Raw genomic sequence first — 21328 nt, 5'->3', positions numbered from 1 at the left:
TGGAGTGGGTAACGTGCAATTTCAAATAGGAGATATGGTAGCCAGGAAATCCTATCAAATGGATGTTTTATTTCGCATTATCGGTATAGAGCAAACAAGCAATGGAAATTCAATTGCCATCCTGCATGGTGACGAAGTCAGATTGATTGCGGATGCTGATTTTTCTGATTTGGAGCCTGTCAGAAAAGACGAACAGGCCATGAGAAAGAAAAGAGATGAAAGCAGGATGAATGAATCTCTCGAGCTGCTCCGCCAGGATTATAAGCTGCTTCGGGAAAAACAGGAGTATTACGCGACAAATCAATATCAGCATCAGGAGCACTACTTTCATATGCCCGGAAAGGTATTGCATCTGGACGGCGATGAGGCCTATTTGAAAAAGTGCCTGAACTTTTATGAAAAAATCGGTGTGCCGGTATACGGAATTCATTGCCATGAGAAAAAAATGCCGGCGTCAATTGACGAGCTGCTTGATAAATACAGGCCGGATATTTTAGTCATCACCGGCCATGATGCATATTCCAAGCATAAGGGAGGCGTGAACGATTTAAGCGCCTACAGGCATTCCAAACACTTTGTCGAAACCGTTCAGAGAGCGAGGCGTAAAGTCCCTCATTTGGATCAGCTGGTCATATTCGCGGGGGCGTGCCAATCTCATTTTGAGTCTTTAATCAGAGCGGGCGCGAATTTCGCAAGTTCGCCGTCACGCGTCAATATTCATGCGCTTGACCCGGTATATATTGTCGCGAAAATCAGCTTCACTCCGTTTATGGAGCGGATCAATGTATGGGATGTCCTGAGAAATACGCTGACGAGAGAGAAAGGGCTGGGAGGAATTGAAACGAAGGGTGTGCTGCGTGTCGGTATGCCGTATAAATCAAATGGATGAGTGATAAAACCCGCATATATTTCGCTATGCGGGTTAATTATTTTACATATTGATACATAAATTTCCGGAACTTGTGAAAAATAACGCAGAAATCAATAGAATTTTGTCAAAATAATTTTGTTGACAATGACTTATTAACGTTGATATAATTTAAATTTTATTTGACAAAATTGGGCTCTTGTTGTACAATAAATGTAGTGAGGTGGATGCAATGGCGAAGACGTTGTCCGATATAAAAAGATCGCTTGATGGGAATTTAGGTAAACGGCTTACGTTAAAAGCAAACGGCGGCCGCCGAAAAACGATTGAGCGTTCGGGCATTTTAGCTGAGACGTACCCTTCTGTTTTTGTGATACAACTAGATCAAGACGAGAATTCGTTTGAAAGAGTTTCATACAGTTATGCTGATATTCTGACTGAGACTGTTGAATTGACATTCAATGACGATGCGGCAAGCTCAGTAGCATTTTAATGGGCAGTGAACCTTTTGTTTACTGCTTTTTGTTTTGCCTTCTAAAGCTCTTCTAATTATTCCCTCGAAAGTTTCAGCCGATTAAACGGAAGCTATAGGTGTCACATGTTTTATCGTGGCGTGCACGAATGGTGATCAATTCTATAAAAGGGGTTGTTTCGTTTGGGCAGACGTCGTGGAGTTATGTCAGATGAGTTCAAATATGAGCTGGCGAAGGACCTTGGTTTTTACGATACGGTGAAAAACGAGGGCTGGGGAGGCATTCGGGCGCGTGACGCCGGGAATATGGTAAAGCGCGCGATCGAGATTGCCGAACAGCAGATGGCGGCTCAGAACCAAAATAACCGATAATGCAGTGGCCCGGGGGACAATCCGTTCCCCGGTTTTTTCTATCGGCTGTCAAAACCGGCGTCAATTTCGGATAAGTACCTCCGGGTCTCCAAATGTGATACAATGTTCATACTTATGTTTAGATGGAGAAGTAGGTGAAAGCTATGCGTATTTTAGAAAAAGCGCCGGCCAAAATCAATCTGTCCCTCGATGTGACGAGTAAACGCCCGGATGGTTATCACGAAGTGGAGATGATCATGACGACAATTGATTTGGCAGATCGGATTGAACTGACAGAACTGCCCGAAAACGTTATCAGAGTGGCGTCGCATAATCGCTTTGTTCCGGATGATCAAAGGAATCTGGCTTATCAGGCAGCCAAACTGCTTAAAGAACGGTTTCAAGTTAAAAAAGGCGTTTCGATTATGATTACAAAGGTGATCCCTGTAGCGGCAGGGCTTGCCGGCGGAAGCAGCGATGCGGCAGCTACGCTCAGAGGGCTGAACAGGCTTTGGGATTTAAAGCTTTCTGTCGAAGAGCTTGCAGAGCTTGGAGCTGAAATCGGTTCAGACGTGTCCTTCTGTGTATACGGAGGCACTGCCCTGGCAACCGGACGCGGTGAGAAGATCAGGCACATCAGTGCTCCGCCTCATTGCTGGGTCATGCTCGCCAAACCGACGATCGGGGTATCGACTGCCGAAGTGTACCGCCGGCTGAACTTACAGCAGGTTCGGCATCCTGATGTGCAGGCGATGATTGACGCGATTGAAGAAAAAAGCTTCCAAAAGGTATGCGGACAATTAGGAAACGTATTGGAGTCGGTTACGCTCAGCCTCCATCCCGAGGTGGCGATGATTAAAAATCAAATGAAACGCTTCGGCGCTGATGCGGTGTTAATGAGCGGAAGCGGACCGACTGTATTCGGTTTGGTTCAATACGAATCAAAGGTGCAGCGGATTTATAACGGGTTAAGAGGTTTCTGTGATCAAGTGTACGCGGTGCGGATGATCGGCGAACAGAATGCTCTTGATTAAATCCGTATGTTAAGTTATATTATTTTTAAATTATTCGGATTTTGGGGGTAAGTTCATGAAGTTTCGTCGCAGCGGCAGATTGGTGGACTTAACAAATTATTTGTTAACCCATCCGCATGAATTAATACCGTTAACGTTTTTCTCAGAACGGTATCAATCAGCAAAGTCATCAATCAGTGAAGATTTAACGATTATTAAACAGACCTTTGAACAGCAAGGCATTGGGACGCTGCTTACAGTGCCGGGAGCTGCCGGAGGCGTCAAATACATTCCGAAAGTGAAACAGGCTGAAGCAGAAGCGTTTATACAGGAGCTGGGACAGTCTTTAGTAAATCCTGAGCGTATCCTTCCGGGCGGTTATGTATATTTAACGGATATCTTAGGAAAACCATCTGTCCTCTCTCATGTAGGCAGGCTTTTTGCTTCCGTTTTTGCGGAGCGGGAGATTGATGTGGTGATGACCGTTGCGACAAAAGGAATCCCTCTTGCTTACGCAGCGGCCAGTTATCTGAACGTTCCGGTTGTCATCGTACGAAAGGACAATAAAGTGACTGAAGGCTCCACGGTGAGCATCAATTATGTATCAGGATCGTCTAACCGCATTCAAACAATGTCGCTTGCGAAAAGAAGTTTGGCTACGGGTTCGAACGTTTTGATTATTGACGACTTTATGAAAGCCGGCGGCACCATTAACGGCATGATCAGCCTGCTTGATGAGTTTAATGCAAACGTCGCGGGGATAGGCGTCTTGGTTGAAGCCGAGGGAGTGAATGAACGGCTTGTCGATGAATACATGTCACTGCTCACGCTTTCAACCATCAATATGAAAGACAAAACGATTGAGATTCAAAACGGCAATTTTCTGCGATTTTTTAAAGAACAGCATTTAAAGAATGGGGAGACAGAAAAATGACTAAAGCAATCCATACGAAACACGCGCCGGCAGCGATCGGGCCATATTCACAGGGAATCATCGTAAACAACATGTTTTACAGCTCAGGCCAGATTCCTCTTACTGCTGAAGGAGAAATGGTAAACGGTGATATCACAGAACAAACGCATCAGGTGTTCAGCAATTTAAAAGCTGTGCTGAAAGAAGCGGGCGCTTCTCTCGAGACGGTTGTCAAAGCAACGGTATTTATTGCTGATATGGAGCAGTTTGCGGAAGTGAATGAAGTGTACGGACAATACTTTGATGTACATAAGCCGGCAAGGTCTTGTGTGGAAGTGGCGAGACTGCCGAAAGACGCTCTCGTGGAAATTGAAGTCATTGCGCTGGTAAAATCTTAAATCTCAGAAAAGTGGTTCCGGTCTCCGGGATCACTTTTTTTATGCAGTATATGATCCCCAAATATGGTTTATCACCTAATTGTGTATGTATATCCTATATTTTCAAAAAAACTTTTTGAAACGTGCAGGAATTTAAAAAGAATCGTGGAATTGTTAGACTAATGCTTTTATATAGGGAAAAGGTGGTGAACTACTGTGGAAGTTACTGACGTAAGATTACGCCGCGTGAATACCGATGGTCGCATGAGAGCGATTGCATCCATCACGCTGGATCACGAATTTGTCGTACATGATATTCGTGTGATTGATGGAAACAATGGTCTTTTCGTTGCGATGCCGAGTAAACGCACCCCTGATGGAGAATTCCGCGATATTGCTCATCCTATTAATTCCAGCACGCGGGGCAAGATCCAGGATGCTGTTTTAAATGAGTATCATCGTTTGGGTGATTCTGAAGCATTAGAATATGAAGAAGCCGGGGCTTCTTAAACATAACAAAATGTAAGGACTGCTGATAAAGGCTGACACAAGGCCTTTTCCGGCAGTCCTTTTTTAAATCTGATTTTTCAGTAATAAAGCGATTACATAGAAAATTCTTGCACTTTTTGATGTCTTCTTGAAATCAACAGCTATTTAGGATATATTTTTCTATGGATAAAAGGGATATTGGAGGCCATTAAATGGATAAGCGGTTTGCAGTGATTTTAGCTGCCGGAAAAGGAACGAGAATGAAATCGAAGCTTTATAAGGTCCTTCATCCGGTATGCGGAAAGCCTATGGTAGAGCACGTCGCAGACGAAGCTCTGAAATTATCTTTAGCGAAGCTTGTCACCATCGTAGGACACGGCGCCGAAGATGTGAAGAAGCAGCTCGGACAGAAAAGCGATTACGCTCTCCAAGCAGAACAGCTCGGTACGGCTCATGCGGTCAAGCAGGCAAAACCATTTCTTCACGGAGAAAAGGGTGTCACGATCGTTATTTGCGGCGATACACCGCTTCTGACGGCGGAGACGATGGAAGCCATGCTGAATGAACATACAGACAAAGGTGCAAAAGCCACGGTGTTAACGGCCGTTGCCGACGATCCCGCCGGATACGGAAGAATCATCCGCAGTGAAGACGGCGCCGTTCAAAAAATCGTGGAGCACAAGGATGCTTCGGAGCAAGAACGTCTTGTGAAAGAAATCAACACGGGAACGTACTGTTTTGATAACGAGGCTCTTTTTCGTGTCATCGAACAGGTTTCGAATGAAAATGCCCAAGGCGAGTATTATCTGCCGGATGTGATCGAAATCCTCAAAGACGAAGGCGAAACTGTTGCCGCTTACCAGACTGGTAACTTCCAAGAGACGCTCGGAGTGAATGATAGAGTCGCTCTTTCTCAGGCTGAAATGTATATGAAAGAGCGTATTAACAAACGGCATATGCAGAACGGAGTCACTTTAATCGATCCGATGAATACGTACATCTCACCTGACGCGCGTATCGGACAAGATACAGTTATTTATCCCGGAACTGTGTTAAAGGGACAAGCTGAAATCGGCGATGAATGTGTCATCGGCCCTCACACTGAGATAGAGGACAGTTCAATCGGCAGCCGCACTGTGATTAAACAATCCGTTGTCAACCGCAGCAAAGTTGGGAATGATGTAAATATCGGTCCTTTTGCTCACATCAGACCCGATTCCGCAATCGGCAATGAAGTGAAGATCGGAAACTTTGTTGAAATCAAGAAAACACAATTCGGCGACCGAAGCAAAGCATCTCATTTAAGCTATATCGGTGATGCCGAAGTGGGCACGGATGTGAATCTGGGCTGCGGCTCCATCACGGTCAATTATGATGGGAAGAAAAAATATTTAACCAAGATTGAAGACGGCGCTTTTATAGGCTGCAACTCCAATCTGGTCGCTCCTGTCACAGTGGGAGAAGGCGCGTACGTCGCTGCGGGTTCAACCGTAACTGAAGATGTGCCGGGCGAAGCGCTTGCCATTGCCAGAGCAAGACAAGTAAATAAAGAAGATTATGTGAAAAATATTCATAAAAAATAATCCTAAAATCGGAGGTTTACCATGTCTAACGAATACGGAGATAAGAATTTAAAGATTTTTTCTTTGAATTCAAATCCAGAACTTGCAAAAGAAATCGCGGATAATGTAGGGGTTCAATTAGGAAAGTGCTCTGTTACAAGATTCAGTGACGGAGAGGTCCAGATCAACATAGAAGAAAGTATTCGCGGCTGTGATTGCTATATCATTCAGTCTACAAGTGCGCCGGTTAATGAGCACATTATGGAATTGCTGATTATGGTTGACGCTCTAAAGCGCGCTTCCGCGAAAACAATCAATATTGTGATTCCGTACTACGGTTATGCGCGCCAGGACAGAAAAGCAAGATCACGTGAACCGATTACGGCAAAACTTTTTGCAAACCTGCTTGAAACAGCGGGTGCGACACGCGTGATTGCGCTTGATTTACACGCGCCGCAAATTCAAGGTTTCTTTGATATTCCGATTGACCACTTAATGGGTGTTCCGATTTTAGGCCATTACTTTGAAGGTAAAGACTTGAAAGATATCGTTATTGTTTCTCCTGACCACGGCGGTGTGACGCGCGCCCGCAAACTTGCGGACCGTCTGAAAGCGCCGATCGCGATTATCGACAAACGCCGTCCTAGACCGAATGAGGTAGAAGTGATGAACATCGTCGGTAACGTGGAAGGAAAAACAGCGATTCTGATCGATGATATTATTGATACGGCCGGCACAATCACACTTGCCGCTAACGCGCTGGTTGAAAACGGAGCTGCAGAAGTGTATGCATGCTGTACGCACCCTGTATTGTCAGGCCCTGCCGTTGAGCGGATCAATAACTCTAAAATCAAGGAGCTTGTCGTAACGAACAGCATTAAGCTTCCTGATGAGAAAAAAATCGACCGCTTTAAGCAGCTTTCTGTCGGACCGCTTCTGGCTGAAGCGATTATCCGCGTTCACGAGAAACAATCTGTCAGCTATTTATTCAGCTAAACCGAAACTTTAAGGTTTAAATCCCAGTTATTGTGGGTATTGTTCTAATAGGACGATAAAACGATAATTAGGATGGTGCTGAATATGGCAACTTTAAAAGCAAATGAAAGAACAGATTTTAAACGTTCGACGCTTCGGAAAATCCGTCATTCAGGACATGTTCCAGGGATTATATACGGTAAAGAAATAACGAATACGCCTGTCTCTTTAGACAGTGTCGAATTGCTTAAAACATTGCGGGACGAAGGAAAAAACACGATTATCACAATTGATGTCAACGGAAATCAGCAATCGGTTATGGTGACTGATCTTCAGACAGACCCGCTCAAAAACGAATTGACGCACGCCGATTTTCAAGTCGTGAATATGAGTGAGGAGCTCGAGGCCGAGGTGCCGATTCAGCTGACGGGAGAGGCGAAAGGAGTCAAAGACGGAGGCGTTATCCAGCAGCCGCTGCATGAGCTTTCGATCAAGGCTAAGCCGAAGGACATCCCTCAGACAATCAATGTTGATATTTCCGGGCTTGAAATGAATGATGTGCTGACCATCGCAGATCTGACTGCTGACGGCAATTATACATTTACAAACGACCCGGAAGAAGTCGTGGCTTCCATCCTTCCTCCTAAGCAGGAAGCATTCGAAGAAGATGCAGAACCGTCTCCTGAGGAAGAGCCCGAAGGAGAAAATCAATAAGTGCTTTAAGACGTAACCCGCCCGAGGTTACGTCTTTTGTGCTAGAATGAGAAGAATTACAGCGATGTTGAGGGAGGATTTACGATGCTTGTGATTGCCGGTCTCGGTAACCCGGGAAAAACCTATGAGAACACGAGACATAATGTCGGCTTTATGGCCATTGACGAGCTTTCCAAAGAATGGAATATTGAACTGAATAAAACGAAATTCAACGGACTTTACGGAATGGGGTTTGTTTCCGGAAAAAAAGTTCTACTTGTTAAACCGCTTACATATATGAATTTATCAGGAGAATGTTTGCGGCCGCTGCTGGATTATTATGATGCCGATCATGAAGATCTGAAAGTCATATACGATGACCTTGATCTTCCGACGGGAAAAATCAGGCTTCGGACGAAGGGGAGCGCAGGGGGACATAACGGAATTAAATCGCTTATACAGCACCTCGGAACCCCTGAATTTGACCGGGTCAGAATCGGAATCGGCCGCCCCGTTAACGGAATGAAAGTCGTTGACTATGTACTGGGAGCTTTTACGAAGGAAGAAGCGCCGCATATCAATGATGCCGTCTCAAAAACCGTAAAAGCCTGCGAAGCTTCCTTAACGAAACCATTTTTAGAAGTCATGAACGAATTTAATGCAAATGTATAAGATAAATAATGGGAGACCATACTAGGGAAAAATGATTTTTTCACATCAGGAGGTCCAACGTATGGCTTTGCATTATTTCTGCCGCCACTGCGGCTTTAAGGTAGGGAGCCTGGAATATTCGACGGTGCCGACACAGTCACTTGGATTTCAGCACTTAACAAATGAGGAAAGAAACGATATGATTTCATATAAAGACAATGGAGATGTCCATGTTCTTACAATTTGTGAAGACTGCCAAGAGGCGCTGGAACGCAATCCGCACTACCATGAACACAACACATTTATTCAATAAGAAGCTTTGGTGTAGATTCTAGACCAAAGCGTTTTTCTGTTCTTGCAGAAAATAGAGAGGAGGGCCCATATGGACAACATTCAAACCTTTATTAAAGAAAGCGATGATTTTAAATCCATTGTCAACGGTTTACATGAGGGGCTGAAGGAACAGCTGCTTGCGGGTCTGTCAGGTTCCGCGCGTTCTGTTTTTACCTCCGCCCTTGCACAGGAAACGAAAAGGCCGATTTTCTTTATCACCCATAATTTATATCAGGCCCAAAAAGTGACGGAAGATCTGACGGCGCTTCTCGGGGATCAATCTGTTTTTTTATACCCCGTGAATGAATTGATTTCTTCAGAAATTGCGGTAGCGAGTCCTGAACTGCGCGCTCAGCGGCTTGATGTCATTAATAGATTAACAAACGGAGAAGCGCCGGTCGTTGTGGCGCCCGTTGCGGCAGTGAGAAGAATGCTTCCGCCGAAGGAGCTGTGGAAAAGCAGCCAGCTCGTCATTTCACTCGGAGACGATATAGAACCGGATCAGCTGTCCGCGCGCCTTGTAGAGGTGGGGTATGAGCGTTCCGATATGGTTTCTGCACCCGGTGAATTCAGTATTCGCGGCGGAATTATCGACATTTATCCGCTGACGTCGGAGCATCCGGTGCGAATTGAACTGTTTGATACGGAGGTCGATTCCATCAGAAGCTTCAATTCTGATGACCAGAGATCAATCGAGACGCTCAAACATGTGGCGATCGGACCGGCGAAGGAATTGATCATCAGGGCGGAAGAAAAAGCCCGGGCAATGGAAAGGCTCGATAAAGGGCTTGCCGACAGTCTGAAAAAGCTGAAGCAGGACAAACAAAAGGAAATGCTTCATATCAATATCTCACATGATAAAGAACGGTTATCAACGGGACAGACTGATCAGGAACTTGTGAAGTATCTCTCGTACTTTTACGAAAAACCTGCTAGTTTGCTAGATTATACACCGGCAGACACGTTGTTATTGTTAGACGAGGTCAGCCGCATTCATGAAATGGAGGATCAGCTGCAAAAAGAAGAGGCCGAATTTACGACAAGTCTGCTCGAGGAAGGGAAAATTCTGCATGACATTCATTTATCCTTCAGCTTTCAGGAGCTTATGAGCGAAAAGCGGCGCCCGGCTATTTATTATTCATTATTTTTGCGTCATGTCCAGCATACAAGCCCTCAGAATATCGTGAATGTGACAAGCCGGCAGATGCAGAGTTTTCACGGGCAGATGAATGTCCTCGCAGGTGAAATGGAGCGCTTTAAGAAATCAAACTTCACCGTCGTCTTTTTAGGCGCAAATAAGGACAGAACCGACAGATTGGCATCCGTGCTGGCTGATTACGAAATTGAGGCCGCAAAAACGGACAGCTCCAAAGCGCTTGTGCAAGGACAGGTCTATGTCATGGAAGGCGAGCTGCAATCCGGTTTTGAACTGCCGCTGATGAAGCTGGCCGTCATTACGGAGGAAGAGCTGTTCAAAAACCGAATCAAGAAAAAGCCGAGAAAGCAGAAGCTGACAAATGCCGAACGGATCAAAAGCTATTCCGAGCTTCAGGTCGGTGACTATGTCGTCCACGTCAACCACGGGATCGGTAAGTATTTGGGAATCGAAACACTGGAAATCAAAGGCATTCATAAAGATTACCTCAACATTCATTATCAGGGCAGCGATAAGCTGTACGTCCCTGTAGAACAAATCGATCAGGTGCAGAAGTATGTCGGCTCTGAAGGAAAAGAACCGAAGCTTTATAAACTGGGCGGCAGTGAATGGAAACGGGTGAAGAAAAAAGTTGAAAACTCCGTTCAGGATATTGCCGATGATCTGATTAAGCTTTATGCGGAACGGGAAGCAAGCAAAGGCTATGCGTTCTCGCCCGATCATGAAATGCAGCGGCAGTTCGAATCTGCTTTCCCTTATCAGGAAACAGAGGACCAGCTCCGTTCCATCCAGGAGATTAAAAAGGATATGGAAAGAGAGCGCCCGATGGACCGTTTGCTTTGCGGTGATGTGGGATACGGGAAGACGGAGGTAGCCATCCGAGCGGCCTTTAAAGCGATCGCAGACGGAAAGCAGGTCGCGCTTCTTGTGCCGACGACAATACTCGCGCAGCAGCATTATGAAACCATTACGGAGCGTTTTCAGGACTATCCGATTAACATCGGTCTTCTCAGCCGATTCAGAACGAGAAAAGAATCCAATGAAACGATTAAAGGCCTGAAAAACGGAACGGTAGACATCGTAATCGGAACCCACAGGCTCTTATCTAAAGACGTCGTCTATAAAGATCTCGGCTTGCTCATCATTGATGAAGAGCAGCGCTTCGGCGTAACGCATAAGGAAAAAATCAAACAGATCAAAGCCAATGTCGATGTACTGACTCTTACAGCGACGCCGATTCCGCGTACGCTTCATATGTCCATGCTCGGTGTGCGGGACTTATCCGTTATTGAAACGCCGCCGGAAAACCGTTTCCCTGTTCAGACATATGTCGTGGAATACAACGGCGCGCTTGTACGAGAAGCTATCGAAAGAGAACTGGCGCGCGGAGGACAGGTATATTTCCTGTACAACCGCGTGGATGACATCGAGCGGAAGGCTGATGAAATTTCCATGCTTGTTCCCGATGCGAAAGTGGCATATGCCCACGGAAAAATGACCGAAAATGAATTGGAAAGCGTCATGCTCAATTTTCTGGAAGGGGAATCAGACGTCCTTGTCAGCACGACTATTATTGAGACAGGCGTAGATATACCAAATGTCAATACCTTGATTGTGTTCGACGGAGACAAAATGGGGCTGTCTCAGCTGTATCAGCTGAGAGGACGGGTCGGCCGTTCCAACCGCGTCGCTTACGCTTATTTTACGTACCGCAGAGACAAAGTGCTTACTGAGGTGGCGGAAAAACGGCTGCAGGCGATTAAAGAATTTACCGAGCTGGGATCAGGCTTTAAAATCGCCATGCGTGACTTGACGATCAGGGGAGCGGGGAACCTTCTCGGCGCCCAGCAGCACGGCTTTATCGACTCAGTCGGTTTTGACCTGTACTCGCAAATGCTCAAGGAAGCGATTGAAGAGCGGAAAGGCGATATTCCGAAAAGCGAACAGTTTGAGACAGAAATCGATATCGAGCTTGACGCGTATATTCCTGAAAACTATATACAAGACGGCAAGCAAAAAATCGACATGTATAAACGCTTCAGGTCAATCGCCACAATTGAGGAGAAAAATGAGCTCCAAGATGAAATCATCGACAGGTTCGGCAGCTATCCTAAAGAAGTTGAATGGCTGTTTACGGTTGCTGAGATGAAGGTATACGGAAAATATGAACGCGTCGAACTCATCAAGCAGGATAAAGACGCGATCAGATTTACCATTTCTGAAGAGGCCAGCGCACAGATTGACGGCCAGAAATTATTCGAACTCGGCAATAAATACGGCCGGCAGATCGGACTGGGAATGGAAGGGAAAAAGCTGAAAATCTCAGTACAGACGAAAGGCCGCAAAACGGAAGAGTGGCTGGAGACCGTGCTCGGCATGCTGAAAGGCCTTCAGAATGTGAAGAAAGAAACAATCGCGTCTTCATAAAAATTGTTACTCTCTGGTGTATATTACATTTGATGTGACGGATACTAATTTCAAGCGAGTGGCGGAAGCTACATAAAGTAAAGAGCTTTAGTACTTTCCCTTAAATATCATCACATGAAAGAGAGGCACCAGAGAGATGAAAGCTACAGGTATCGTACGTCGTATTGATGATCTAGGACGGGTCGTCATTCCTAAAGAAATTCGGAGAACACTGCGAATCAGGGAAGGAGACCCGCTTGAAATATTCGTTGACCGCGACGGAGAAGTTATATTGAAAAAATATTCTCCTATCAGTGAGCTTGGCGATTTTGCGAAAGAATATGCAGATGCATTGTATGACAGTCTCGGCCATTCCGTCTTGATTTGCGACCGTGACGCGTATATTGCCGTTTCGGGCAGTTCGAAAAAAGAATTTCTGAATAAAGCCATCAGCGATTTGCTCGAAAAAACGATGGATCAGCGCAGCTCAGTGGTAGAAAACGACGTGAAGTCCGCGCAGCTTGTGAATGACATTGATGAAGATATGAGCTCCTATACAATCGCTCCGATCGTGGCAAATGGCGATCCTATCGGTGCCGTGGTCATCTTTTCCAAGGAACAGGCGCTTGGAGAAGTAGAACATAAAGCGGTAGAAACGGCAGCCAGTTTTTTGGCGAGACAAATGGAGCAGTAGGTCTTATTACCATTATTGAAATAAGAAAACGGGGGAAGAACAGCTCTTATACAAGTGCTGTTCTTTTTCATATTCATATGTGCTCTCTATCGGTTCGGCCGTTAGGATTGTGATATAATAAGCTCGTTTTATAGACGTAATTTTCTAGCGGCTGGAAGGAGCTTTTGGATGAACGATTCAGTTGGCGCCAAGCGGCAATCGGCATGGAAAGGTGCTTTTGTGCTCGTCGTTGCGGGCATCGTGACGAAGATATTAAGCGCCGTGTACAGGGTTCCTTTTCAGAATATTGTCGGTGACGTCGGATTTTACATTTATCAGCAGGTGTATCCGTTTTTAGGGATCGCGGTCATGCTGTCAACATCCGGTTTTCCGGTGATCATCTCAAAATTAATGAACGATTATAGCGATCATAAACAAAAAATAATGAAAATTTCCGCCCTTTATGTCACGGCGGCCGGACTTGTTCTGTTTGCGCTCATGTATGCCGGCGCGGCGCCGTTGGCCGGTTTTATGGGTGACGCCCGCCTTGTGATGCTGATAAGGGTCGCGGCGTTCGCTTTCATACTGTTTCCGTTTACGGCGGTTTTCCGGGGGTATTTCCAAGGCGTGCATGATATGATGCCGTCAGCCTTATCCCAGATTACGGAACAGCTTCTTCGGGTGGCGGTGCTTCTCGGTTTATCCTTCTGGCTTTTGAAAAGCGGGCGTTCATTATACGCGGCGGGTGCGGGGGCGGCCTCGGGATCAATTGCCGGGAGCTTTGCGGCCCTTTGTGTATTGGCTGTTTTCTGGTATAAGCGGGAAGAAACAAAGAAAGACGGCGGACATATCGAAACGGCCGTCATTGTAAAAAAGCTGCTGCTTTATTCAGTCACCATCTGTATCAGCAGTGTACTCATGCTTTTGATTCAGCTTGTAGACGCCTTAAACTTATATTCACTGCTTTCAGACGGGACGGAGAGCCATGCCGCGAAACAGCTGAAAGGCATATATGACCGCGGACAGCCGCTCCTTCAGCTGGGAACCGTGTTTGCCGTCAGTATCGCCGCGTCCTTGGTTCCTTCAATTTCAAAAGCGGTGCATGAGAACAAGCCGTTTATCATAAAAGAGAAAGCGTCATCTGCCGTCAAGCTCTGCCTTGCGGTAGGGATCGGTGCATCAGCCGGGCTTTTTTGCATTTTAGAACCGGTGAATATCATGCTTTTCCAAAACAGTGAGGGGACGCCGACCTTACAAATATTCAGCTTATCTATCTTTTTTGCCTCGATTGCGCTTACGGCAGCCGCGATTCTGCAAGGAGCGGGACATACCGTTTTCCCCGCCGTATCCGTTTTGGCGGGAGGGGCGCTGAAATGGGTGCTGAATGTTTGGCTGGTCCCCGGCTGGGGTATTACAGGAGCGGCACTGGCGACCGTCTTGGCATTTGCCGCAGTTGCGTGCCTGAATCTCCGGAGAATTTGGTCGAAGGGATGGCTGACGAATATCGGAGGCGTGATTGCCCGTCTGTGCTGGTGCAGTCTGCTGATGGTCTTCTTTTTGGTCGTATACATGAAGCTTTGGCAGTTATTTGTTCCTGTCAGCAGGGGCGGAGCTGTATGTGAGAGTCTGTCTGCGTCAATCATCGGAGGGCTATTGTTTATTTATTGTATGATAAGAATGAAGATTTTCACGGACGAAGAGCTGAGCGGTCTTCCTTTCGGCAGTGCTTTAAGCAAATTGAAAAAGAGGAGAGAAAAACATGGCAGGTAATATTACGGTCGTCGGCCTCGGCGCCGGAGACATGGATCAGTTGACAGTGGGCGTACATAAGCTGCTGACTCAGGCGAAGCATTTATATATAAGAACGAAAGACCACCCTTTGATTTCGGAATTAGAGCAAGAGACAGAAGCGGACATCCGGTATTTTGATGATATTTATGAAAAACATGATCAGTTTGAAGCGGTCTATGAAGAGATCACGGACATTCTGTTTGAAAAAGCGAAGCAAGAGGATGTCGTCTACGCTGTACCCGGGCATCCGTTTGTCGCTGAGAAAACCGTTCAGCTGTTATTTGAACGCCGGGAAGAACAACAGATAGATGTTCATACTGCCGGAGGGCAAAGCTTTCTGGATGCCACTTTTAATGCGTTGCGAATTGATCCGATTGAAGGGTTTCAATTTACGGATGCGCAAACAATGACGCCGGATGAGCTCGAACTCCGGCATCACCTGATCATCTGCCAGGTTTATGACCAAATGACGGCCTCTGAGGTGAAGCTGACGCTCATGGAGAAATTGCCTGACGACTATGAAGTGGTCATCGTTACGGCAGCCGGGAGCAAGGGAGAAAAGATGATCAAGGTGCCTTTGTTTGAACTTGACCGCAATGTAGAAATAAATAACTTAACAAGCGTGTATGTTCCGCCGATTAAAAAAGAAGAACTCCTTTACCAGGAATTTTCTGCATTCCGAAGTATTATTCGCGAGCTTCGCGGGCCGAACGGCTGTCCGTGGGATCAAAAGCAGACACACCAGTCATTAAAGAAATATATGATTGAGGAATGCTACGAACTGCTTGAGGCCATTGACGAAGAGGACACGGATCACATGATAGAAGAACTCGGGGACGTCATGCTTCAGGTTATGCTGCACGCCCAGATCGGAGAAGACGAGGGGTATTTCTCAATTGATGATGTCATCAGAGACATCAGTGCGAAGATGGTCAGACGGCACCCGCATGTGTTTAAGGATGTTAAGGTTCAGGATGAACATGATGTCGTCGCCAACTGGGAAGAAATCAAAAAGGCGGAAAAGCAAACAACATCCTCTTCATTGCTGGATGCCGTGCCGAAAACACTGCCTTCTCTTGCGAAAGCCGCCAAGCTTCAGAAAAAAGCCGCAAAAACCGGCTTTGACTGGGATGACGTTCAGGATATATGGGATAAAGTAAATGAAGAGCTGAAGGAATTTTCTGCAGAGGCTTCCGCCGAATCAGCAGATGAAATCAGCTTAAAAGCTGAATTCGGCGATGTTTTATTTGCATTGGTCAATATCGGCCGATACTATAAAATTGAGCCTGAGGAAGCGCTCGCCATGACAAATGACAAATTCCGCAGACGCTTTGCTTATATTGAGAAAGAAGCGGCAGCAAAGGGCCTTGAATTGACCGCAATGTCACTTGAGGAAATGGACAAATTGTGGGATGAAGCAAAAGAAATGGAGAGGAGATTCTGATATGAGACTTGATAAATTTTTAAAAGTATCCAGATTAATTAAGCGACGCACATTGGCGAAAGAGGTCGCCGATCAAGGGAGAATCACCGTTAACGGGAATCAGGCGAAAGCCAGCTCAGACGTAAAAGCCGGTGATGAACTGAAGGTCCGCTTCGGGCAGAAGCTTGTCACCGTGAAGGTAAATGAATTGAAAGAAACAACGAAAAAAGAAGAAGCCGCGGGCATGTATACAATCGTCAAAGAAGAAAAACTCGGCGAATAGGCTTGTTCTAAACAAGGCTCCCGCCTCATACAATGCAGTAATAATGCTAAAAGTATCGAGGATATGGGGGCTGAATAGATGAATTCATATTATGAGCAAAAAGGTTCTTCTTCTGTTCCGGAACAGCATGATGTAACGATGAAAGGGAGAAAGCATTTAGACATTTCGGGCGTCAAGCATGTGGAAAGTTTTGATAACGAAGAGTTTTTGCTGGAAACGGTTATGGGAATGCTTTCCGTCAGAGGCGAGAATCTGCAGATGAAAAACCTTGATGTGGAAAAAGGGATTGTATCTATAAAAGGCAGGGTGTTTGACCTTGTATATTTAGACGAGCAGCAAGGGGATAAAGCTAAAGGGTTTTTTAGCAAGTTGTTTAAATGACGCTGACGACCCAATTTTATACGATGCTGGCAATGACCGGTATGGGCGCCTGGCTCGGAGCGTCGCTTGATACATACAGGCTGTTTGTCAGCCGCGCCAAAACGGCCAGATGGCTGTTATTCATTCATGACATTCTCTTTTGGATTGTACAAGGTCTGCTGTTTTTCTATGTGCTGCTCAACGTGAATGAAGGGGAACTCAGGGTATACATTTTCTTGGCTGTCTTACTGGGTATTGCGACGTACCAAAGCCTGTTTAAACGAATGTATATAAAAATACTGAAATTTGCCATTCATCTTGCGGTGTCTCTTTACCAATTCGCAAAAAAGCTCATTCAGCACGTGCTGTTCCGTCCGGTGCTTCTGCTCTTTAAGCTGCTCATCGGGCTGATCACGGTTATTTCTTTATACTCCTATCGGGTGAGTGCCTTTTTTGCGAAGTGTCTTTTTAAGATCGTAGCGTTTTTGCTGTATCCGCTGTTTTTCCTGTTGAAACAATTATTGAAACTTCTTCCTGAAAAGTGGCGTCTTACTTTCAAACGATATTTTCAAAAAAGTGCAGGATTTTTACAAAAGAGCAAGAAACTAATCATAACAATCAGATCGACCATGATACGTATTTTGAAAAGGTGAAAGGAGGACCGTCTGGTTTGAATCTATCTAGGGAACGTACAATAACTGAAATTCAAAACGACTATAAAGAGCAGGTTGAACGGCAATCCCAGCTTATGAAAAGAAGGCGGAAAGGGCTTTTCAGACGGTTGATCGTATTCGGCGCCCTTGTGTTGTTGACGGCTATTGTCTTAGCGGGTTCTCTGTGGTCACAGACCTCTTCCCTTAGCGCAAACGAAGAAAAAAAGGCTCAGCTGGAAAAACAAGTTAAAGAATTGAATGCGAAACAGGCTGATTTAAAAGATGAAATTTCCAAATTAAAGGATGAGGATTACGTCACAGAGCTTGCCAGAAGAGACTTGTTTATGTCAGGAAATGGTGAGATTCTCTTTAATGTAGAAAAGAAGAGCAAGTAGCCTTGTTGACACTTAAATTTTTATTTAGGTATAATTAAACAAACGATCTTTTTATAAGCCTAAGGAGGAGCACTTTTTTTATGTCGATTGAAGTTGGCAGCAAGTTGCAAGGGAAAATAACAGGTATTACAAATTTCGGAGCATTTGTTGAATTGCCTGGAGGCTCAACCGGTCTCGTTCATATCAGTGAGGTAGCCGATAATTATGTAAAAGACATTAACGAGCATTTAAAAGTCGGCGATCAAGTTGAAGTGAAAGTCATCAACGTTGAAAAAGACGGGAAAATTGGTTTATCAATTAAAAAAGCTAAAGACCGTCCGCAAGCCAGACCTAGAAATGATTTCCGTCCGAAAGAATCTTTTGAACAGAAAATGAACAAGTTTCTTAAAGATAGCGAAGACCGCTTATCATCTTTAAAACGAAACACGGAATCAAAACGTGGAGGGCGCGGAGCAAGAAGAGGATAACTTGCTGCTTTCTATAAATACATGGAGCATCCGTCTATCCCAGCGGGTGCTTTTTTTGTATACGCGCATGTAGTCAGAAAATTAAAACTTTAAAGTTTCTGTTGACGGAATGAAGAAACCTTTGTATTATATAACTTGTGCTTATAAGCACCTATATGGCGGTGTAGCTCAGCTGGCTAGAGCGTACGGTTCATACCCGTGAGGTCGGGGGTTCGATCCCCTCCGCCGCTACCATATATATGGCCCGTTGGTCAAGCGGTTAAGACACCGCCCTTTCACGGCGGTAACACGGGTTCGAATCCCGTACGGGTCATCAAGCGAATCGGCTTCTGTTGCAGAAGCCGATTTTTTCATATTTAGACAACTTTTTGAGAAATGTCGGAGGAAATACAAAAGGAAAGGGGAACAAGGGAGAAAGCGTCGAAGAGTTCTTTGGAATTGTTACCTTCTTTTGACAAAATCCTATCTGGGCTTTCATTTATAATGACAAGCAACGAATAAAACAGGTGGGGGATGAGAGCAATGGAAAAAGCGGAAAGAAGAGTGAACGGGCCGATGGCGGGACAAGCTCTGGAAAAACTGCAATCGTTTTTTGAAAAGGCGGCAAAGCTTACAGTCCATCAAGCGCATTCACTTTTTTTCTATAAGGGTTTCATTTATGTCGTGATCGGTTTTTTACTTGGACGGGCTTTCATATTATCTGAGGTTCTTCCATTTGCACTGCCGTTTTTCGGAGCGATGCTTTTGATCAGAAGAGATAAAGCCTTCTATGCTTGTCTGTCTTTACTTGCGGGCGCTTTAACCATTTCGCCGAAACACTCTTTATTGATTCTCACAGCTTTGGCCGTCTTCACTCTATTTTCAAAAATCGGTACATATATCGTGCAGGACCGGGTGAAGATGCTGCCGATCGTGGTGTTTTTCTCTATGGCTGCCGCGAGAATCGGATTTGTTTATTTTGAAAGCGGCGCTTTTACCACCTATGATTATGTGATGGCTGTTGTCGAGGCGGGCCTGGCCTTTATTTTGACGCTGATCTTTTTACAAAGCCTGCCGATTTTCACGATCAAAAAAGTGAAGCAATCGTTAAAAATAGAAGAAATCATCTGTTTTATGATCTTGATCGCATCCGTTTTAACCGGGCTTGCCGGTGTTTCATTTCAGGGAATGCAGGCTGAACATATCCTGGCCCGCTATGTCGTGCTGAGTTTTTCCTTTGTCGGCGGGGCAAGCATCGGCTGTACGGTCGGTGTTGTGACCGGACTGATCCTCGGGCTTGCGAATATCGGGAATCTCTATCAAATGAGTCTGCTTGCGTTTTCCGGGCTTCTTGGCGGGCTGCTGAAAGAAGGAAAGAAAGCCGGCGCCGCAGTCGGATTGGTGATCGGCTCACTGCTGATTTCATTATATGGTGAAGGGTCTGCCGGATTAATGACCACTCTTTATGAATCTTTGATTGCCGTTGTATTGTTTTTGATTACGCCCCAATCGATTACGAAAAAGGTGGCGCGATACATACCGGGCACTGCTGAGCACAGTCAGGAGCAGCAGCAGTACGCGAGGAAAATCAGAGATGTCACCGCCCAGAAAGTAGACCAGTTCTCCAATGTGTTTCATGCCTTGTCGGAGAGCTTCGCCACCTTTCATCAGACGTCTTCCGATGAGCAGGCGGAAGAAGGGGAAGTGGATCTCTTTTTAAGCAAAATCACCGAGCATTCCTGCCAATCCTGCTATAAGAAAAGCAAATGCTGGGTTCAAAACTTTGATAAAACATATGACTTAATGAAACAAGTTATGCATGAAACAGAAGAAAAGCAGTATGCCTCAAACCGCAGATTGAAAAAAGAGTTTCAACAGCACTGTTCCAAATCCAGACAGGTGGAAGAGCTGATTGAGGACGAACTTGCCCACCATCACGCCCATCTGACACTGAAGAGAAAAGTTCAGGACAGCAGGAGGCTTGTTGCCGAGCAGCTGTTGGGGGTTTCTGAGGTCATGGCGGACTTTTCTCGGGAAATAAAACGGGAGAGGGAGCAGCATTTTATTCAGGAAGAACAAATGATAGAGGCGCTTCAGCATTTCGGAATCGAGATTCAGCATGTCGAGATATACAGCTTGGAGCAGGGCAATATTGATATCGAAATGACAATCCCGTTCAGCGGAGGACACGGCGAGAGTGAGAAAATTATCGCCCCGATGCTGTCTGACATTCTTGAGGAGCAGATACTTGTCAAAAGCGAACAGCACTCGGCTCATCCGAATGGCTACAGCCATGTTGCGTTCGGTTCGACCAAATCATACCGGGTATCGACAGGCGCGGCTCATGCGGCAAAAGGCGGCGGCCTTGTCTCCGGCGACAGCTACAGCATGATGGAACTGGGGGCGAGAAAGTATGCGGCCGCGATCAGTGACGGCATGGGCAATGGGGCGAGGGCCCATTATGAGAGCAACGAAACGATTAAGCTGCTCGAAAAAATTCTCGAATCAGGTATTGATGAAAAAATAGCGATCAAAACGATCAACAGTATTCTGTCTTTACGGACGACAGACGAAATCTACTCAACTCTCGATCTTTCTATCATTGATCTTCAGGATGCAAGCTGCAAATTCTTGAAGGTCGGTTCAACGCCGAGTTTTATCAAGCGGGGAGATCAAGTCATGAAAGTGCAGGCCAGCAATCTGCCGATCGGTATCATCAATGAATTTGATGTGGAGGTTGTAAGTGAACAGTTAAAAGCGGGAGATCTGCTCGTCATGATGAGTGACGGTATTTTTGAAGGACCGAAGCACGTTGAAAACCACGACCTGTGGATGAAACGGAAAATGAAAGGGCTGAAAACCGAAGATCCGCAGGAAATCGCTGATATATTAATGGAAGAGGTCATCAGAACGCGTTCCGGCCAAATCGAAGACGACATGACGGTGGTTGTTGTCCGGATTGATCACAACACGCCGAAATGGGCTTCCATACCGGTGCCGGCGGTATTCCAAAATAAAAAGGAGATTTCTTAATCCTTTCGTATA

At 45.6% G+C, this 21328-nt stretch carries 22 protein-coding genes and 2 tRNA genes; all 24 read left to right on the top strand.

Annotation, left to right across the window (positions count from 1 at the left end):
• Window positions 1–13 precede the first annotated feature (13 nt).
• The 24 genes from yabG to spoIIE all read left to right on the top strand — a co-directional run bounded on the left by yabG (window position 14) and on the right by spoIIE (window position 21316).
• The gene (gene yabG, locus C5I45_RS19350) at window positions 14–889 is read left to right on the top strand and encodes a sporulation peptidase YabG (RefSeq protein WP_004264691.1); all 876 of its coding nucleotides are present in this window, start codon (window positions 14–16) and stop codon (window positions 887–889) included.
• 211 nt (window positions 890–1100) lie between these two features.
• The gene (gene veg / locus C5I45_RS19345) at window positions 1101–1361 is read left to right on the top strand and encodes a biofilm formation stimulator Veg (RefSeq protein ID WP_003218330.1); all 261 of its coding nucleotides are present in this window, start codon (window positions 1101–1103) and stop codon (window positions 1359–1361) included.
• 162 nt (window positions 1362–1523) lie between these two features.
• On the top strand, window positions 1524–1712 hold the full coding sequence (locus C5I45_RS19340; protein WP_011996172.1) for a small, acid-soluble spore protein, alpha/beta type: 189 nt from the start codon (window positions 1524–1526) through the stop codon (window positions 1710–1712).
• Between the two features lie 143 nt (window positions 1713–1855).
• Window positions 1856–2725: a 4-(cytidine 5'-diphospho)-2-C-methyl-D-erythritol kinase gene (gene ispE, locus C5I45_RS19335; RefSeq protein WP_004264668.1), complete on the top strand. Its 870-nt coding sequence runs from the start codon at window positions 1856–1858 to the stop codon at window positions 2723–2725.
• Window positions 2726–2780: 55 nt separating this feature from the next.
• Complete coding sequence (gene purR, locus C5I45_RS19330; protein ID WP_004264666.1) at window positions 2781–3638, top strand: pur operon repressor; 858 nt, start codon at window positions 2781–2783, stop codon at window positions 3636–3638.
• On the top strand, window positions 3635–4015 hold the full coding sequence (gene ridA, locus C5I45_RS19325) for a 2-iminobutanoate/2-iminopropanoate deaminase (protein WP_004264663.1): 381 nt from the start codon (window positions 3635–3637) through the stop codon (window positions 4013–4015). The genes purR and ridA overlap by 4 nt, the downstream gene beginning before the upstream one ends.
• A gap of 195 nt (window positions 4016–4210) precedes the next feature.
• Window positions 4211–4504, top strand: a complete 294-nt coding sequence (spoVG, locus tag C5I45_RS19320; protein WP_004264660.1) for a septation regulator SpoVG — start codon at window positions 4211–4213, stop codon at window positions 4502–4504.
• 191 nt (window positions 4505–4695) lie between these two features.
• Window positions 4696–6066, top strand: a complete 1371-nt coding sequence (gene glmU / locus C5I45_RS19315; RefSeq protein WP_004264658.1) for a bifunctional UDP-N-acetylglucosamine diphosphorylase/glucosamine-1-phosphate N-acetyltransferase GlmU — start codon at window positions 4696–4698, stop codon at window positions 6064–6066.
• Between the two features lie 21 nt (window positions 6067–6087).
• The gene (locus tag C5I45_RS19310) at window positions 6088–7041 is read left to right on the top strand and encodes a ribose-phosphate diphosphokinase (protein ID WP_004264656.1); all 954 of its coding nucleotides are present in this window, start codon (window positions 6088–6090) and stop codon (window positions 7039–7041) included.
• 84 nt (window positions 7042–7125) lie between these two features.
• Complete coding sequence (locus C5I45_RS19305) at window positions 7126–7734, top strand: 50S ribosomal protein L25/general stress protein Ctc (protein ID WP_004264654.1); 609 nt, start codon at window positions 7126–7128, stop codon at window positions 7732–7734.
• Window positions 7735–7818: 84 nt separating this feature from the next.
• The gene (pth, locus tag C5I45_RS19300) at window positions 7819–8385 is read left to right on the top strand and encodes an aminoacyl-tRNA hydrolase (RefSeq protein ID WP_004264652.1); all 567 of its coding nucleotides are present in this window, start codon (window positions 7819–7821) and stop codon (window positions 8383–8385) included.
• Between the two features lie 61 nt (window positions 8386–8446).
• A complete protein-coding gene (locus C5I45_RS19295; protein ID WP_004264650.1) occupies window positions 8447–8677 on the top strand; it encodes an anti-sigma-F factor Fin in 231 nt (76 codons plus the stop codon).
• Window positions 8678–8746: 69 nt separating this feature from the next.
• A complete protein-coding gene (mfd, locus tag C5I45_RS19290) occupies window positions 8747–12280 on the top strand; it encodes a transcription-repair coupling factor (RefSeq protein ID WP_025854078.1) in 3534 nt (1177 codons plus the stop codon).
• A 136-nt stretch (window positions 12281–12416) separates the two neighbouring features.
• Window positions 12417–12953, top strand: a complete 537-nt coding sequence (spoVT, locus tag C5I45_RS19285) for a stage V sporulation protein T (RefSeq protein WP_004264646.1) — start codon at window positions 12417–12419, stop codon at window positions 12951–12953.
• Window positions 12954–13121: 168 nt separating this feature from the next.
• On the top strand, window positions 13122–14702 hold the full coding sequence (locus C5I45_RS19280) for a putative polysaccharide biosynthesis protein (RefSeq protein WP_025854077.1): 1581 nt from the start codon (window positions 13122–13124) through the stop codon (window positions 14700–14702).
• Entirely contained in the window at window positions 14692–16167 is a 1476-nt protein-coding gene (mazG, locus tag C5I45_RS19275; RefSeq protein ID WP_107994574.1) for a bifunctional methyltransferase/pyrophosphohydrolase YabN, read from the top strand. Before C5I45_RS19280 ends, mazG begins: the two co-directional genes overlap by 11 nt.
• Before the next feature lies 1 nt (window position 16168).
• Complete coding sequence (locus tag C5I45_RS19270; RefSeq protein ID WP_004264639.1) at window positions 16169–16429, top strand: RNA-binding S4 domain-containing protein; 261 nt, start codon at window positions 16169–16171, stop codon at window positions 16427–16429.
• A gap of 78 nt (window positions 16430–16507) precedes the next feature.
• Window positions 16508–16810 carry a sporulation protein YabP gene (gene yabP, locus C5I45_RS19265; protein ID WP_004264638.1) on the top strand — a complete coding sequence of 101 codons (303 nt, stop codon included), beginning with the start codon at window positions 16508–16510 and terminating at the stop codon, window positions 16808–16810.
• Complete coding sequence (gene yabQ / locus C5I45_RS19260; RefSeq protein ID WP_004264635.1) at window positions 16807–17442, top strand: spore cortex biosynthesis protein YabQ; 636 nt, start codon at window positions 16807–16809, stop codon at window positions 17440–17442. The genes yabP and yabQ overlap by 4 nt, the downstream gene beginning before the upstream one ends.
• A 17-nt stretch (window positions 17443–17459) precedes the next feature.
• On the top strand, window positions 17460–17837 hold the full coding sequence (gene divIC / locus C5I45_RS19255) for a cell division protein DivIC (protein WP_004264632.1): 378 nt from the start codon (window positions 17460–17462) through the stop codon (window positions 17835–17837).
• 80 nt (window positions 17838–17917) lie between these two features.
• Window positions 17918–18304 (top strand): S1 domain-containing RNA-binding protein, encoded by a 387-nt coding sequence (locus C5I45_RS19250; RefSeq protein ID WP_004264630.1) that lies wholly within the window; start codon window positions 17918–17920, stop codon window positions 18302–18304.
• A gap of 157 nt (window positions 18305–18461) precedes the next feature.
• Window positions 18462–18538 (top strand) — tRNA-Met (locus C5I45_RS19245).
• A gap of 7 nt (window positions 18539–18545) precedes the next feature.
• Window positions 18546–18617: transfer RNA gene (locus C5I45_RS19240), tRNA-Glu, on the top strand.
• Between the two features lie 209 nt (window positions 18618–18826).
• On the top strand, window positions 18827–21316 hold the full coding sequence (gene spoIIE / locus C5I45_RS19235) for a stage II sporulation protein E (RefSeq protein WP_004264625.1): 2490 nt from the start codon (window positions 18827–18829) through the stop codon (window positions 21314–21316).
• The last annotated feature ends 12 nt before the right edge of the window (window positions 21317–21328 follow it).

The organism is Bacillus sp. ZY-1-1 (assembly GCF_003047165.1).
Classification (GTDB): domain Bacteria; phylum Bacillota; class Bacilli; order Bacillales; family Bacillaceae; genus Bacillus; species Bacillus velezensis.
This window is presented reverse-complemented; position numbering and strand designations above follow the sequence as displayed.

What these genes read in the sequence shown, in the direction of transcription:
- spoIIE (WP_004264625.1), top strand. Translation starts at nt 18,827, where the DNA reads ATGGAAAAAGCGGAAAGAAGAGTGAACGGGCCGATGGCGGGACAAGCT.
- C5I45_RS19310 (WP_004264656.1), top strand. Translation starts at nt 6,088, where the DNA reads ATGTCTAACGAATACGGAGATAAGAATTTAAAGATTTTTTCTTTGAAT.
- ridA (WP_004264663.1), top strand. Translation starts at nt 3,635, where the DNA reads ATGACTAAAGCAATCCATACGAAACACGCGCCGGCAGCGATCGGGCCA.
- yabQ (WP_004264635.1), top strand. Translation starts at nt 16,807, where the DNA reads ATGACGCTGACGACCCAATTTTATACGATGCTGGCAATGACCGGTATG.
- C5I45_RS19295 (WP_004264650.1), top strand. Translation starts at nt 8,447, where the DNA reads ATGGCTTTGCATTATTTCTGCCGCCACTGCGGCTTTAAGGTAGGGAGC.
- glmU (WP_004264658.1), top strand. Translation starts at nt 4,696, where the DNA reads ATGGATAAGCGGTTTGCAGTGATTTTAGCTGCCGGAAAAGGAACGAGA.
- veg (WP_003218330.1), top strand. Translation starts at nt 1,101, where the DNA reads ATGGCGAAGACGTTGTCCGATATAAAAAGATCGCTTGATGGGAATTTA.
- ispE (WP_004264668.1), top strand. Translation starts at nt 1,856, where the DNA reads ATGCGTATTTTAGAAAAAGCGCCGGCCAAAATCAATCTGTCCCTCGAT.
- yabP (WP_004264638.1), top strand. Translation starts at nt 16,508, where the DNA reads ATGAATTCATATTATGAGCAAAAAGGTTCTTCTTCTGTTCCGGAACAG.
- mazG (WP_107994574.1), top strand. Translation starts at nt 14,692, where the DNA reads ATGGCAGGTAATATTACGGTCGTCGGCCTCGGCGCCGGAGACATGGAT.
- pth (WP_004264652.1), top strand. Translation starts at nt 7,819, where the DNA reads ATGCTTGTGATTGCCGGTCTCGGTAACCCGGGAAAAACCTATGAGAAC.
- C5I45_RS19270 (WP_004264639.1), top strand. Translation starts at nt 16,169, where the DNA reads ATGAGACTTGATAAATTTTTAAAAGTATCCAGATTAATTAAGCGACGC.
- mfd (WP_025854078.1), top strand. Translation starts at nt 8,747, where the DNA reads ATGGACAACATTCAAACCTTTATTAAAGAAAGCGATGATTTTAAATCC.
- purR (WP_004264666.1), top strand. Translation starts at nt 2,781, where the DNA reads ATGAAGTTTCGTCGCAGCGGCAGATTGGTGGACTTAACAAATTATTTG.
- C5I45_RS19305 (WP_004264654.1), top strand. Translation starts at nt 7,126, where the DNA reads ATGGCAACTTTAAAAGCAAATGAAAGAACAGATTTTAAACGTTCGACG.
- C5I45_RS19250 (WP_004264630.1), top strand. Translation starts at nt 17,918, where the DNA reads ATGTCGATTGAAGTTGGCAGCAAGTTGCAAGGGAAAATAACAGGTATT.
- spoVT (WP_004264646.1), top strand. Translation starts at nt 12,417, where the DNA reads ATGAAAGCTACAGGTATCGTACGTCGTATTGATGATCTAGGACGGGTC.
- C5I45_RS19280 (WP_025854077.1), top strand. Translation starts at nt 13,122, where the DNA reads ATGAACGATTCAGTTGGCGCCAAGCGGCAATCGGCATGGAAAGGTGCT.